This window comes from Jeotgalibacillus alimentarius (assembly GCF_000829445.1).
Taxonomy (GTDB): Bacteria; Bacillota; Bacilli; order Bacillales; family Jeotgalibacillaceae; genus Jeotgalibacillus; species Jeotgalibacillus alimentarius.
The window spans coordinates 1-14,724 of record NZ_JXRQ01000007.1; the positions used below are offsets into that span (position 1 = coordinate 1).

The 14,724-nt window shown below is 45.0% G+C and carries 13 protein-coding genes, 8 tRNA genes and 1 rRNA gene; 20 read left to right on the forward strand and 2 right to left on the reverse strand.

Annotation, left to right across the window (positions count from 1 at the left end):
* Nucleotide 1 precedes the first annotated feature (1 nt).
* The 12 genes from rrf to rocF all read left to right on the forward strand — a co-directional run bounded on the left by rrf (nt 2) and on the right by rocF (nt 3,147).
* Nucleotides 2–117: ribosomal RNA gene (rrf, locus tag KP77_RS00990) — 5S ribosomal RNA — on the forward strand.
* Between the two features lie 5 nt (nt 118–122).
* Nucleotides 123–197: transfer RNA gene (locus KP77_RS00995), tRNA-Asn, on the forward strand.
* A 7-nt stretch (nt 198–204) separates the two neighbouring features.
* Nucleotides 205–280: transfer RNA gene (locus KP77_RS01000), tRNA-Thr, on the forward strand.
* A 4-nt stretch (nt 281–284) separates the two neighbouring features.
* Nucleotides 285–359, forward strand: a tRNA-Glu gene (locus KP77_RS01005).
* Nucleotides 360–375: 16 nt separating this feature from the next.
* A tRNA-Val gene (locus KP77_RS01010) sits at nt 376–451 on the forward strand.
* A gap of 5 nt (nt 452–456) precedes the next feature.
* A tRNA-Thr gene (locus KP77_RS01015) sits at nt 457–532 on the forward strand.
* A gap of 16 nt (nt 533–548) precedes the next feature.
* Nucleotides 549–632: transfer RNA gene (locus KP77_RS01020), tRNA-Tyr, on the forward strand.
* A gap of 67 nt (nt 633–699) precedes the next feature.
* Nucleotides 700–774, forward strand: a tRNA-Gln gene (locus tag KP77_RS01025).
* Nucleotides 775–777: 3 nt separating this feature from the next.
* Nucleotides 778–850, forward strand: a tRNA-Lys gene (locus tag KP77_RS01030).
* Between the two features lie 119 nt (nt 851–969).
* Nucleotides 970–1,602: a class I SAM-dependent methyltransferase gene (locus KP77_RS01035; RefSeq protein ID WP_041120883.1), complete on the forward strand. Its 633-nt coding sequence runs from the start codon at nt 970–972 to the stop codon at nt 1,600–1,602.
* Complete coding sequence (locus KP77_RS01040) at nt 1,599–2,015, forward strand: universal stress protein (RefSeq protein ID WP_041120884.1); 417 nt, start codon at nt 1,599–1,601, stop codon at nt 2,013–2,015. The genes KP77_RS01035 and KP77_RS01040 overlap by 4 nt, the downstream gene beginning before the upstream one ends.
* 229 nt (nt 2,016–2,244) lie before the next feature.
* On the forward strand, nt 2,245–3,147 hold the full coding sequence (gene rocF / locus KP77_RS01045; protein ID WP_041120885.1) for an arginase: 903 nt from the start codon (nt 2,245–2,247) through the stop codon (nt 3,145–3,147).
* A 62-nt stretch (nt 3,148–3,209) separates the two neighbouring features.
* Here the strand turns inward: rocF and KP77_RS18480 are convergent, their stop codons facing one another.
* On the reverse strand, nt 3,210–3,344 hold the full coding sequence (locus KP77_RS18480; RefSeq protein ID WP_268747439.1) for a hypothetical protein: 135 nt from the start codon (nt 3,342–3,344) through the stop codon (nt 3,210–3,212).
* A 217-nt stretch (nt 3,345–3,561) separates the two neighbouring features.
* Here KP77_RS18480 and sigW point away from each other — a divergent pair, with 217 nt between their 5' ends.
* From sigW to KP77_RS18035, 7 genes are all read left to right on the forward strand, one after another.
* Nucleotides 3,562–4,125, forward strand: a complete 564-nt coding sequence (gene sigW / locus KP77_RS01050) for an RNA polymerase sigma factor SigW (RefSeq protein ID WP_041120886.1) — start codon at nt 3,562–3,564, stop codon at nt 4,123–4,125.
* A gap of 42 nt (nt 4,126–4,167) precedes the next feature.
* Nucleotides 4,168–4,767, forward strand: a complete 600-nt coding sequence (locus tag KP77_RS01055) for an anti-sigma factor family protein (RefSeq protein WP_041120894.1) — start codon at nt 4,168–4,170, stop codon at nt 4,765–4,767.
* A 259-nt stretch (nt 4,768–5,026) separates the two neighbouring features.
* Complete coding sequence (locus KP77_RS17420) at nt 5,027–6,070, forward strand: GGDEF domain-containing protein (RefSeq protein WP_052473895.1); 1,044 nt, start codon at nt 5,027–5,029, stop codon at nt 6,068–6,070.
* Nucleotides 6,071–6,195: 125 nt separating this feature from the next.
* Complete coding sequence (cdaA, locus tag KP77_RS01065; RefSeq protein ID WP_041120887.1) at nt 6,196–7,035, forward strand: diadenylate cyclase CdaA; 840 nt, start codon at nt 6,196–6,198, stop codon at nt 7,033–7,035.
* Entirely contained in the window at nt 7,028–8,365 is a 1,338-nt protein-coding gene (locus KP77_RS01070; RefSeq protein ID WP_041120888.1) for a CdaR family protein, read from the forward strand. Before cdaA ends, KP77_RS01070 begins: the two co-directional genes overlap by 8 nt.
* Nucleotides 8,366–8,406: 41 nt before the next feature.
* The gene (gene glmM, locus KP77_RS01075) at nt 8,407–9,756 is read left to right on the forward strand and encodes a phosphoglucosamine mutase (RefSeq protein ID WP_041120889.1); all 1,350 of its coding nucleotides are present in this window, start codon (nt 8,407–8,409) and stop codon (nt 9,754–9,756) included.
* A 73-nt stretch (nt 9,757–9,829) separates the two neighbouring features.
* Nucleotides 9,830–9,967, forward strand: a complete 138-nt coding sequence (locus KP77_RS18035; RefSeq protein WP_160289488.1) for a hypothetical protein — start codon at nt 9,830–9,832, stop codon at nt 9,965–9,967.
* A 161-nt stretch (nt 9,968–10,128) separates the two neighbouring features.
* On the opposite strand, the gene KP77_RS01080 is transcribed toward KP77_RS18035, so the two are convergent.
* A complete protein-coding gene (locus KP77_RS01080) occupies nt 10,129–11,859 on the reverse strand; it encodes a DUF2207 domain-containing protein (RefSeq protein WP_041120890.1) in 1,731 nt (576 codons plus the stop codon).
* A gap of 712 nt (nt 11,860–12,571) precedes the next feature.
* Here KP77_RS01080 and glmS point away from each other — a divergent pair.
* Entirely contained in the window at nt 12,572–14,374 is a 1,803-nt protein-coding gene (glmS, locus tag KP77_RS01090) for a glutamine--fructose-6-phosphate transaminase (isomerizing) (RefSeq protein ID WP_041120892.1), read from the forward strand.
* Nucleotides 14,375–14,724 lie beyond the last annotated feature (350 nt).

Genomic DNA, 14,724 nt, shown 5'->3' on the forward strand with positions numbered 1-14,724 from the left:
GTCTAGTGATGACAGCGAAGAGGTCACACCCGTTCCCATGCCGAACACGGAAGTTAAGCTCTTCAGCGCCGATGGTAGTTGGGGGTTTCCCCCTGTGAGAGTAGGACGTCGCTAGGCATTGTTCCACAGTAGCTCAGTGGTAGAGCAATCGGCTGTTAACCGATCGGTCGTAGGTTCGAGTCCTACCTGTGGAGCCATTTTTCTGCTTCCATAGCTCAGCAGGTAGAGCACTTCCATGGTAAGGAAGAGGTCGCAGGTTCAAATCCTGTTGGAAGCTCCACAGAGGCCCGTTGGTCAAGTGGTTAAGACACCGCCCTTTCACGGCGGTAACACGGGTTCGAATCCCGTACGGGTCACCATCTAAAAACATTCCCTGGAGAATTAGCTCAGCTGGGAGAGCATCTGCCTTACAAGCAGAGGGTCGGCGGTTCGAGCCCGTCATTCTCCACCATTTTTGCCGGTGTAGCTCAACTGGTAGAGCAACTGACTTGTAATCAGTAGGTTGGGGGTTCAAGTCCTCTTGCCGGCACCAGTTTTCAACTTCATATGGAGGGGTAGCGAAGTGGCTAAACGCGGCGGACTGTAAATCCGCTCCTTCGGGTTCGGCAGTTCGAATCTGCCCCCCTCCACCATTTTTTAAAAAAGGACATGCTTTTGAGGTGTCTTTTCGTTTTTTCAGGGTATATTACCTGTAAGCGTTGGGCTATAGCCAAGCGGTAAGGCAACGGACTTTGACTCCGTCATGCGTTGGTTCGAATCCAGCTAGCCCAGCCATACGAGCCATTAGCTCAGTTGGTAGAGCATCTGACTTTTAATCAGAGGGTCGAAGGTTCGAGTCCTTCATGGCTCACTCACAAAGCTTCTCAGCGATTATGACATCGCTGGGAAGCTTTTTTTAGTGGATTTTAAATTGTATGATGGTATTAAAGGTCGGGGAACACGGCCTATTATGAGAGGCGTTGACGACATATGAAATTAGAAGATACGGGTGAGAGGATCATCCCTGATGAGATGAAGCCTTCAAACCTGATGCTGCTTGAGCACATGGCGAGATATCAGTTTGCCTTTCCGTATGTGAAAGGACGTGTGCTGGATCTGGCTTGTGGTTCAGGGTACGGGAGTGTCATGGCAGCTAAGCAGTCAAAGCGTAAGATTACCAGTATGACAGCAGTTGATTTTTCTCAGGAAGCGATTACGTATGCGCGCGGAAGGTATCATCATCCTATGATTTCTTATGAATGTCATAACGCTGTTGATCACATGCTTCCGGAAAAGCTTGGTACGTTTGATTGCATTCTTTCTTTTGAAACGTATGAACATATTGCAGAAGAAGAAGTATTTTTAAAGAACATGTATGAGATGCTTAAGCCTGGAGGGACCTTAGTGATGTCTACTCCATTTGGGGAAGGAAGAGGAAAGCCTTCATCGGAGCCTTTTCATACCCATCAGATTACTAAGGCTGAGTTTACTTCATTATTTGACGGGTACGCTTATGATAAAAAGACATTTTACTATCAGTCAGGTGTGCTGGTTGAACCTTTTAGAGAAGGAATGAATTATCAATTTGGAATTGCGGTTTGTCAGAAAGGAGAAGAGAAATGAAAAAGCTTTTAGTCGCAACGGATGGCTCAGAACACGCTAAAAGAGCTCTAAAGAAAGCCATTGACCTCGCGAGAAAAGATGAAGAATCAGTCATCACACTGATGTATGTAGTGGATGGAGAAACATCTAAATCAGATGTACTGCAATACGGAGATTCAGATACTGCAAGCTACAAACGGGAGAAAAAACTGCAGGAAAGCGTGAATCTGGTTAAAGCAGAAGGTATCAAGGCGAACCTGATTATTGAGCACGGTGACCCTGAGGAAATGCTGATTGATCACGCCAACAGCAATGACTATGACCTTGTGCTGGTTGGCAGCCGGGGACGCAATAAGTTCCAGACGATGGTGCTTGGCAGCGTCAGTCATAAGCTTGTGAAGCATATTGATGCGCCTGTGATGGTTGTGAAATAGACGCTAAAACCCTTTTCGTTCTGACATGAACGGGAAGGGTTTTTTGACGCTGCTATTTATATAGAAGGGAAAAACCTGAATCACGAAAAAGAGATTTCTGGAATAATATCGTTCCAGAGATGGATATCAATTACAGATGTATAATCATACATCTTCCTGCACGGTTGAACCACTTGAAATGAAAGCGTTACAATGGTGGAGTGAGACTTTTAACAGGGGGTATAAAGAGATGAAGAAAAAGAACATTTCAGTGATTGGCGTGCCGATGGATTTAGGGCAGATGCGCCGTGGAGTAGATATGGGACCAAGTGCAATCCGTTATGCCGGTCTGCTTGAACGTCTTGAGGCAGTTGGACACTCAGTGACTGACCTTGGTGATATCCAGATTGACCAGCCTGAGCGTGTACATACAGCAGATACAAACCTTCGTAATCTTGATGCTGTTGTAAAAGGCAGCACTGCACTTGCAGATCAGGTGAAAAAAGTGAAAACAGATGGCGATTTCCCGCTGATTTTAGGTGGAGATCATAGTATAGCAATCGGGTCACTTGCAGGGATCAGCAGCAGCTATGAAAACCTTGGTGTAATTTGGTACGACGCGCACGGTGACCTGAATACTGGTGACACGTCTCCGTCAGGCAATATCCATGGTATGCCGCTTGCAGTCAGTCTGGGTATTGGTCATGAAGATCTTGTAAATATTCATGACTATACGCCAAAAGTGAAGCCTGAAAATATCGTCATTATTGGTGCGCGTTCCCTTGATGAAGGTGAAAGAGTGCTAATTAAGGAAAAAGGTATCCGTGTGTACACGATGCATGAAGTGGACCGCATGGGTATGACAAAAGTGATGGAAGAGTCAATTGAGTATCTGAAAGGCCGTACAGATGGTGTGCACCTGTCACTTGATCTTGATGGGCTGGATCCAAATGACGCGCCGGGAGTTGGAACACCTGTCATTGGCGGAATCAGCTATCGTGAGAGTCACCTTGCGATGGAGATGCTTGCTGAAGCGGATATTCTGACGTCTGCTGAGTTTGTTGAGGTTAATCCGATTCTGGATGAGAAAAATAAGACTGCAACTGTGGCAGTTGCGCTGGCTGGCTCGCTGTTTGGCGAGAAGCTTCTATAATAAAGTTGGCCGTCTGTAGAAATGCTACAGACGGTTTTTTCTTTGTTAGAGTGCAGTTCAATTTACATGATTTCCGGAACCACTGTCAAAATCTCCTGAACGACCACTAAAATTTCATGAACAATTCGAGTAATTTCCTGAACACCGGTCAAAATTTCCGGAACGCCAGCCTTAATCTCCTGAACCAACCACCCCAAAATACCTCTCCCCAGTATTCCAATAATTTCTAACATTTTTGCAATAACTGGATGACACTGTACTAGATTTAGTAGTACAATAGAAATGCGTGTTTATAAAACAATTCGACAAATATCGTTACATAAAAAATCTTGAAATAAAAATAAAAAAGCGTGAAACCTTTTGCGCGTTTCTTACGTAAATAGGTTAGAGCCGCATAGAGCGGAGGTTAAATTGATGGAATCCATAGTGAAAAAGCGAATACAGCAGGTGCGGAAGGGAGATCAGGATGCGTTCGGTGAGATTGTGGAGCTGTTTAAAGACAGAGTCTACCACGTCTGCTTCAGAATGCTTGGTAACCGCCACGAAGCAGAGGATATTGCACAGGAGGCTTTTATCAGAGCGTATACGAATATTCACACGTTTGATATTGACCGGAAGTTTTCAACGTGGCTTTTCCGTATTGCGACGAACCTGTGTATTGACCGGATCCGAAAGAAAAAGCCAGATTATTATCTTGATGCTGAAGTCTCGGGAACAGATGGCCTGACGATGTACTCTCAGGTGGAAACAGACGAACCACTTCCTGAAGAAGAAGTGGAGTCGATGGAACTCCAGGAATCGATTCAAAAAGAAATTTCCAGATTACCTGACAAATATCGTTCTGTTATCGTATTAAAATATATAGAGGAGCTTTCTCTGAAAGAAATCAGTGAAATTCTTGAGCTGCCGATCGGAACAGTCAAGACGAGAATTCACAGAGGCAGAGAAGCGCTCAGAAAGCAATTAAGATCAATATAGGAGAGGGTGAGTACAGTGAACACTTGTCCTGAAAACATCGTAATGATGATGCATGATTATTTAGATGAAGAGATTTCACCAGAACACGAAAAGGAGTTAAAGACGCACCTTCAGTCCTGTGAAGCGTGCAAAACTCATTTTCATGAATTGAAAAAGACAGTTGCGCTCGTACAGAGCACTTCACATATACAGGCACCAGGTAACTTTACTCAGAATGTGATGGCGAAACTGCCGAAAGAAAAGAAAAAGGCGGGGATGAATCGCTGGTTCAACCGCCACCCGCTGCTTGCAGCAGCTGCTGTATTTCTCATTTTGATGAGTGGTAGCCTGATGACGAGCTGGAATGGCGGGGATGAGCTATCCTTTACACAAAGTGACCAGGTCGTTGTGGAAGGAAACACTGTGGTGGTCCCTGAGGGCGAAACTGTACAGGGAGATCTCACAGTCCGCAATGGTGACCTTCGCATTGAAGGCACGGTGGAAGGAAATGTGACCGTCGTCAATGGCCAACAATTCATGGCCGGTGCGGGCGGTGTGACGGGCGAGATTGAAGAAATTGATCAGGCCTTCGAATGGCTCTGGTATTCCATCAAGTCTGCAGCAAAAGAACTTGGCAGCTTTACCAGTAATGATAATGAATAACTGAAGAAACGCCGGCAGATCAAATGACTGCCGGCGTTTTTGTGTGAAAAGTTTTCTGACAGAGAACCTGACGGATGCTGTCAGAAAAATTCGTGAAGATCTTACCTTTAAATAACAGAAAATTCTGTTATTATAACCTCTAATCCTATATGATAATGATACGGTTGAATTCATTTGTTTGAAAAGTCATAATAACAATATATAGGTAAAAATAATCATATTGCAGGATAAAATTATGTTGAAAGGAGGACTTGTACGCTTGAAAAATATTAAAACTGAACAAATCTTTTCTTATTTGCGGTGGATTTTTCTTGTGGGAGTATCGATTACTTACTGGATTCCATTCTTACATGAGCGGATTGGGTATACCGGACAATCCTTTTATCTGCTGATCCTGCTTTTCTTTATGTTCACAGTCGTTGCACAATGGCAGCTGTCTGTCAATGAAAAGAAGCAAGCATATTTTCCATTGATTTTTAGAAGTGGTGTGTGGATTGACTACGTGGCATATATCTGGCTGATTGCGATTACCGGAGGAATTCAGAGTGCCTTTTTACCAATTATGTATGTCATTTTAATGCATGCGATGGTTCACTGGAAGGAGTGGGGAGCCATCTGGATGACTTCTGCACTGGTGATCGGACTCTGGTCAGCACCTTTTTATTCTACAGGATATACAGATCAGGCAATCGTGACAGGTGTGGTGCAGACGTTTGTACTGATTGTGATGAGCACATTCAGTGCGGTTTTGGTCCTGCGAGAGCGCAGATATTTCACCCAGGCGACAACGCTCGGTGATGAACTGAAGAAGGATTATCTGACAGGTCTTTATAATGTCCGTTATTTCAGAGAGGAAATGAAAGTGGTCCATCAGAGTGGCGAGGATTATCATCTGCTCATTGGGGATATTGATTTCTTCAAGGTAGCAAATGATCAGTATGGCCATCTCTTTGGTGACCAGGTACTGGCTTCGCTTGGCCCTGTGCTAAAAAAATTGTCATATGCGCACAATGGAATGGCATTCCGCTATGGAGGAGAGGAATTTGTCTTTTTATTTCCCGGGAAAGATTTTTATGTCGAAGATTTCCTTTATGAGCTGAGAAATGAACTTGAGCAAATCGAGTTAGCGCATAAAGACTGGCGGCTGAGCTTGAGTTTTGGACATGCCGTCAGCGAAGAGGCTGCAGAAACAGAGCGGGTGATTGAACTTGCGGATCAGCGTCTCTATCAGGCGAAAAAGAACGGGCGTGCATGTGCAGTACTGAATAATGACGAAATCTTACCTTATTTGCATGCTTTGTAACAACAGTTAAATATTGATTTCAATCATCCATAATAAGACTTCTTCAGTCTGGTTGTGTTATAATGAGATGGTTTAATTGCTATGTATATAAATGATTATTTAAATAGATAAATGGAGGAAGTCACATGCCGTTTGCCGACCAGTTTTCAGATTTAACGGTGTTAGATTTTGCTGTTCACGCAGTTGACATACTCCTCGTGTGGTTTGTTTTTTATAAGCTGATCACGGTGATCAGAGGAACGAAGGCTGTACAGCTGTTAAAAGGAATTTTTGTTATTGTTGTGGTCCGTGTGCTGAGTGAATTACTCGGTTTTAATACACTGGCCTGGATTATGGAGCAAGTGATGTACTGGGGGGTTCTGGGCGTTATGATTATCTTCCAGCCTGAGCTGCGACGCGCACTTGAGCAGCTGGGACGAGGAAAATTATTTGCCAGAGGAAACCTTCAGGAAGAAGAAGAACGAAACCGCCTTGTAGAAGCTGTGACAAAGTCAGTCAGCTACATGGCAAAGCGACGGATCGGTGCCCTGATTACATTTGAACGTGAGACAGGGATGGGAGACTATATTGAAACTGGGATCCCGATGGATTCGAACCTTACTTCTGAGCTATTAATTAATTTATTTATTCCTAATACACCGCTTCATGATGGTGCGGTAATTATTCAGAAAAACCGTATTGCAGCGGCTGCGTGTTATCTGCCGCTTTCAGAGAGTCCGTTTATCTCAAAAGAGCTTGGTACACGTCACCGGGCAGCGCTTGGTGTCAGCGAAGTAACCGACAGTATTACAGTCGTGGTTTCAGAAGAGACTGGTGCAATTTCTGTCACAACCAACGGAGAGCTTCAGCGGGATCTGGAGCTGGATGAATTCAGTAAGATTATCCGCCGTGAATGGTTTGGTGAAAAAGAAAATGTTACCTCTTCAACGCGATGGAACTGGAGGGGGAAAAAGAAGAATGGATAAATTCCTTGAAAGCCGATGGTTCCTGAGAGGTTTTGCCTTACTCATCGCGCTCCTGATGTTTTATACAGTGAATACTGAAGAAGAAGGTACAAACACGTCGGTTAACTCGCAAAGTGATGTAGAAGTGATTGAGAGTGTTCCGGTCGATACGATGTACAATGATGAGGAGTTTGTTGTAACAGGTGTACCGAGCACGGTAGACGTGACAATTCAAGGTCCTGCCCAGTATGTGACGAGAGCAGAGGCAGTGAGAGATTTTCGTGTGTTCTTAAACCTTGCAGACCTGGAACTGGGCACACATGAAGTGCCGCTGCAGCCTGAAGGTTTTTCATCAGAGTTAACGGTTACTATCTCTCCATCTGTTGCAACTGTCACAATTGATGAACGTGTGACAGAGGAGTTTGCAGTAGATGCAGAGTTTAATCAGTCAATTATTCCTGATGGTTATGAGCTTGCTGGTATTACAGCTGATCCTGAAACAGTCATGGTGACAGGAGCAAGAAGTGTTATTGAATCAATCAGATATGTCAGGGCATCAGTTGATACGGATGAACCGGTAGAGGACGAGCAGACGATTGAGTCAACCGTTCAGGTACTGAATGGATCACTTGATAAGCTGCCTGTGACAGTAGAACCGCAGACAGTCGATTTAACGGTCAGTGTCACACAGCCAAGTAAAGAAGTGGCACTGGTGGCAACACCATCCGGGACGCCTGCTGAAGGGCTTCAGTTTGAATCAATTGAGCTGGCAGAAGACACGGTTACGATCTATGGGCCTGGAGACACGATTGACAATATCAATGAAATTGAAGTACCATTTGATCTTTCGGGTGTATCGAGCGACGGTTCTCGGGTGGAAGTCCCAATTCCGGTACCTGAGGGTGTGACGAGCCTGTCGAGTGAGATGGTTTCCGGCGTCATTTCCCTGACAGAAGCTTCAGGAGAAGTTCCGGCTGAAGATGCAGAGGCTTCAGCTGAAACGCCTGAGGATACTGGAGAAGAGGAACCGGCTGAGGATACGGCCTCTAACGAAGATAATATTGATTCAACGGAAGAGCTGACATTGTCGGCTCTTCCTGTTGAAATGAGAAATATAGGCGATGAACTGCAGGCAACTTTTATAAGCCCTGCCAGCGGGGAGCTTAACTTACGCGTAACCGGAGAACCGGAAGCGCTTGAAGAGTTGTCAGAAGACGACGTTTCATTGTTTGTAGATGCTGAAGGGTTAGAAGAAGGCGAACATGAGATGGAAGTTCAGATCGATGGACCTTCCAATGTGACATATATTTTATCGCAGACCAGTGTGACATTTTCACTGGCAGCTGCATAAGCCCTGGGAGGGGCCGTTTATAAGAAGGAGCGATGTTTATCATGGGTAAATATTTTGGAACGGACGGGGTCCGCGGAGTAGCAAACGCTGAGCTTACGCCGGAAATGGCATTTAAGCTTGGACGCTTCGGAGGATACGTGCTGACAAAAGAAACAACACGCCCGAAAGTGTTAATTGGACGTGATACAAGAATTTCAGGTCATATGCTTGAAGGTGCTCTTGTGGCAGGTCTTTTATCAATTGGTGCAGAAGTGATGCGTCTTGGTGTCATTTCAACACCTGGTGTAGCATTTCTGACAAAAGCAATGGGTGCACAGGCTGGCGTGATGATCTCAGCTTCACACAACCCGGTGCCTGATAACGGAATCAAGTTTTTTGGTCCTGACGGCTTTAAGCTGACAGATGAGCAGGAAGCTGAAATAGAAGCACTGATCGATGCTGAAACTGACAACACACCTCGCCCGACTGGTGAGAACCTTGGCATTGTGACAGATTACTTTGAAGGCGGACAGAAGTACCTTCAGTATCTGAAGCAGTCTGCTGATGAGGACTTCAGCGGTATTCATGTAGCACTGGACTGTGCGCATGGTGCAACGTCTGCACTTGCTACACACCTGTTTGCAGATCTGGATGCAGACCTTTCAACAATGGGTGCATCACCGAACGGTCTGAATATCAACGAAGGCGTAGGGTCCACACACCCTGAAACACTTGCAGGCTTTGTAAAAGAAAAAGGGGCAGATGTTGGCCTTGCATTCGACGGCGATGGCGACCGCATCATTGCAGTGGATGAAAATGGACAAGTTGTAGACGGCGATCAGATTATGTTCATCTGTGCAAAGCACTTAAAGAGCGAATCACGCCTGAAGCAGAACACAGTTGTCTCAACTGTCATGAGTAACCTTGGCTTCCATAAAGGACTTGAAGAAGCAGGAATCCAGAGCATCCAGACAGCTGTCGGTGACCGTTATGTTGTAGAAGAAATGAAAAAAGGCAGCTACACGCTTGGCGGTGAGCAGTCCGGCCACATTATCTTCCTTGATTACAACACGACAGGTGACGGCCTGTTGACAGGTCTTCAGCTTGTGAATATCATGAAGCTCACTGGCAAGAAGCTGTCAGAGCTGGCTGCTGAGATGGAGATCTTCCCGCAGAAGCTAGTCAACATCCGCGTCAGTGATAAGCATGGCGTCACAGATAACGCAGAAGTAAAAGCGATCATTGAGCAGGTGGAAAAAGAGATGAACGGCAACGGCCGTATTCTTGTAAGACCATCCGGTACTGAGCCGCTTGTACGCGTCATGGCAGAAGCACCGACAAAAGAGCTTTGCGAAGAGTATGTGAATCGCATTGCAGAGGTTGTTGAAAATGAGATGGGTGTAAAAGCTTAATATTGTGTGTTTGAGAGGAATACTCTGCTAATGGGCGGGGTATTCCTTTTTGTTTTGGCGAGTGAGGGCTGGCGTGGGTTTGAGGGCTTGGCTGAGGCTGGCTTGGGCTGAAGGAAAAGAGTCTCAGGTTGATGGAATGACGGAAGAGCTGAAGGAATTACGATCCTGGCTGAAGGAAATCACTGGGACCGGCTCCAGGCTGATGGAATAAAATCAGGATTGATGGAATTATTTTCATATTGATGGAATTAAGTCCTTCGCTGAAGGAATTAATGCAGAACCTGATGGAAAAGACACCCGGCGCCCGAGCCCAGCCCCCTGCCCCCGCCACCAAACAAAAAAGGCACACGCCAAGCGCATGCCTTTCACCAATCAAGCTCTATCAATCATCAACTCATACGGATGTACACCCTTTGCGACAAAATAACTCAGTGGTGACGCTTCAAGCTGCTGATCCGCCGGGATATACGTTTTCAAATTGATCCCGATTACCGGCATTTCAATTGCCCGGATCATCCACGGATCCAAAGCTTCTTTATTAATAGAAAAGGATTCTTCTGATGCGACCATTAATCTGAATGATGAGATACTGCCCATCAGCTCTTTTTCTTTAACATTAAATGAGAGCGGCTTAATCAAAAAGAATAGCACGATCAGGCAGATGCCATATGTCAGGAATACCAGGTCGATCCCGGGAGACGTCAGTCCAATGCCAATAAAAATATTAAACACAATCGCAATGCCCCAAAGCCATTTGTTATAGGTAAACTTAAAGGTGAGTGCAAACAGGAGAACAGGGAACGCCAGAAACCCAAAAACAATAAACCAGTTATCACCTTCGAATGAATGCGTCACAGCAAGCAGCACAAACATCAGGACCATTAGTATTCTCAGTACAAGGAGCGGTCTTTTTTTCAACTTAAATTGGTCATTGAACTCTTTCCTGGCAAGCTTCGCCCACTTTTTATAGCCATTAGATGAGAACTCCGATACAAGGGGTGGATTGAGCTTAACCTCATGATGATGCCTAAAGAGCTCATCAATCAGGAACTGTTCACTTTGTGTTAGTGACACAGACAGACCACTCTTTTGAAAAGCGATCGTATCTCCGCTGATCTGTGAAGTCAGTGCCCCTTTTTCCTTTAACGTATAAAGCGCTGCAAGAAGGCTTTCGTATTGCGCGGGCTGTTCGTGCTGCATGAACAAAATCGTCAGCGGGCTGTAATTCATCACATTCTCAGCGTGACCGGATGCACGATTTTTCATCACAAACATCAGCACGACAGAAGTGAGGATCGCAATGATCATCAAAATGTTGAACCATTTGATTCCTTCTCCGATCGCAGCCTGTGTGTCAAAACGTTCATCCGCTTCATCGTACTTTGCTTCCTGCTGTGCGATCAGCTCTTCTTTTGACATAGGAGCAGGCACTGTTTCAGCTTCAGTCATCACGTCTGAAGGAAACAGCACGTGCACCTCAGAATTCGTGTACATCGGTGAGGACGGGGTATAAAAACGTACACCAACCTCATCCTGCTGCGTAATCTCACCCTTATTGTCAGCGAAAAGAGCGGTATAATCATCCGGTGAAACCGCTGAAGGGAATATAACGTCTATATAGAGCTCATTAATATCATCGTCATGATGTGAACCGTCGCTGAAAAAAGGCAAATAGGCATCTGTATATTCATCATAGACCCTCACAGCATCTTCAAGTGTATAGGAATAAAACACTTTAATGGTTTCATATTCACCTTCAACTTCTGTAAATACTGTTTCATCGCCGTATTCATAATCGAGCAGTGCGAGATCTGAACTCTGTATAAAGCCAGGCTCATCATTCGGACCGGTAATGGCATACGCTTCAAAGTCATCGACCCCGCTGTGCCCTTCACGGTAAAGTGTACGGCCAACTTCTTCTTCATATTCAGTAAACGAATAATGAAACACTTCATTCACTGTTACATCACCATTCGGCTGTATCCAGGCACGCACTCTTGCTTCTTCTACCGTATAAGCAGCGGCCTCTACGGCAAATAAAAGCCATAATAAGCCTGCAGTCATCATCAGTTTCTTCATCATAGTCGTCACCTTCTTAATCATCAGTCATGTATCCTTACGAATGATAACAGGAAAAAGTTTCAAAAAGAAGAATATGCGCAAAACTGAAAATATCCTGTAACCAATGTAACAATCCGGCGTGGTATACTACTTCCCGTGCGTCACGAAAAATTTGTTTGACGTCAAAATCATCCATAACGTATGATAAGGTAAGCGTATTTTTCTTGAAAAGGGGTATACAGGAAAAGTCGCACTTTTATTTCAGAAGGAAAGAGAGGGCTGTAAGGTAGACCAATTAGTTATAAAAAGCGCCAGGACTGCCCGTTGAGTAGCGGCAGTTGACGAGGAGAAGGAGCATCGAGCATTCGGCGGATGCCTTCCGGCTGATGACTGCACAGCCGAAAACCTGTTATTCAAAATCACCGAGGCGACTCAGTGGACAAAGAAAACAGGACTGCAGCACCCAAAAACTAAACTTTATTAAAAAGACAATCGAAGAGATTGCACAGCTGGTGATTGTAGCGGAAGGGGGCGACTCCTGCGGAAAAACGATCGTGAAAGACCCCGGAAGGCAGTGGTTTTCTGCCTGAGGAGGCTTGAGCGTTCGTCCGCGGAAAGCGTCCCCCTGGAGCGGAAATCACAAGCCCTATTTAATAAAGTCATAAAACTTTAAAAACAAATAGAGAGATAAAGAGGGCACGTCCGTCCTCTTATACGGTCATGCCCTCCTTATACTCACAGGAGGAAACTTATTATGTGTGGAATTGTAGGATATATTGGATCAAACGATACGAAGGAAATTTTGCTGAAAGGTCTTGAAAAGCTTGAATACCGCGGTTATGACTCTGCAGGAATCGCAGTGAAAAATGACGACGGCGTATCAGTATTTAAAGAAAAAGGACGTATCGCAGATCTTCGTTCAGTTGTGGACTTCAGCGTTAATGCTAACATCGGAATCGGCCATACGCGCTGGGCAACACACGGTGAGCCAAGCCAGGTGAACGCTCACCCTCACCAGAGTACAACAAGCCGTTTTACGCTTGTACACAACGGTGTCATCGAAAACTACGCACAACTGAAGCGTGAGCACCTTGCTGATGTGAACCTTGTATCTGAAACGGATACAGAAATCATCGTTCAGCTGATCGAAAAGTTTGTCAAAGAAGGCCTTGAAACAGAAGCTGCATTTGCGAAAGCACTAAAAGAACTGAAAGGTTCATATGCAATTGCGCTTTTAGATAACCAGAATGAAGACACAATCTTTGTTGCGAAAAACAAGAGTCCGCTATTAGTAGGTCTTGGAGATGACTTCAACGTGATCGCATCTGACGCAATGGCAATGCTGCAGGTAACAGATGAGTACGTTGAACTGATGGATAAAGAAATGGTTATCGTGACAAAAGATAGCATCACGATCAAAACACTTGCTGGCGAAACAGTTGCACGTGATTCCTTCAAAGCAGAAATCGATGCTAGCGACATCGAAAAGGGTACGTACCCTCACTACATGCTAAAAGAAATCGACGAGCAGCCGGCAGTGATGCGTAAAATCGTTCAGGCTTACCAGAACGAAGAAGGCGAGCTTTCCATTGCGAAAGACACGCTTGACGCTGTCAATGCAGCTGACCGCATCTATATCATTGCTTGCGGAACAAGCTATCATGCAGGACTTGTAGGAAAAGAGTACCTTGAGAAAACAGCGAAAATACCGACTGAAGTACACGTAGCGAGTGAGTTCGTCTACAACACACCGTTACTATCTGAAAAGCCATTATTTATCTTTATTTCTCAAAGTGGTGAAACAGCAGACAGCCGTGCCGTACTTGTACACATTAAAGAACTTGGACACCCTGCACTGACACTGACAAACGTAGCAGGCTCAACACTGTCACGTGAAGCAAACCACACACTTCTGCTTCACGCAGGACCAGAGATCGCAGTAGCATCAACAAAAGCTTACACTGCACAAATCGCCGTCCTTGCGATCCTTGCAGAAGCAGCTGGAAAAGCAAAAGGCTTCGAGATGAAGTTCGATCTTGTTCAGGAGATGGGTATCGTTGCAAACGCAATTCAGACACTGACAGACGACAAGGAAGCATTCGAGCAAATTGCTCGCGACTTCCTAAGCACAACGCGCAACGCATTCTTCATCGGACGCTCAATGGATTACCATGTCGTTCAGGAAGCTGCGCTGAAGCTGAAAGAAATCTCTTACATCCAGGCTGAAGGCTTCGCAGGCGGCGAACTCAAGCACGGAACAATCGCACTAATAGAAGACGGCACACCAGTCGTTGCCCTTGCAACACAGGAAAACGTCAACCTGAGCATCCGCGGCAACGTCAAAGAAGTAGCAGCCCGCGGCGCCAACACATGCACCATCTCAATGAAAGGCCTTGAAGAAGAAGGCGACAGCTACGTGATCCCACACGTACACGAACTACTTGCACCACTGGTTTCAGTAGTGCCGACACAGCTGATTGCTTATTATGCAGCGCTTCATAGAGATTGTGATGTTGATAAGCCACGTAACCTTGCGAAGAGTGTTACTGTAGAATAAATAGAATTTTTAGAAAAATTTGTTTGAATATGTAGTACGTTGGAACCCTTTCCGTTACACTTGTATTGAGTGTGATGGGGAGGGTTTTTTAATTATATGGATAAAAAAATGAATCATGTACAAACTGCCTATTATGATCTAATTGCTATGGCGGGCCTCTTGAACACCAAGAATAATAAAAAATTTTCAGCTGTTCCGATTTTTTCTTTAGCTAGAGACATGTGTTTAATGATTTATCAAATAAATAAAGAGGTTAATTGTAAAATGAAATGCAACACCTGAAAATAGAAAAGCCATAGTGAGACCGTGTAACATTAATGTCGACTAAAACAATTAATACACGGAGGTCA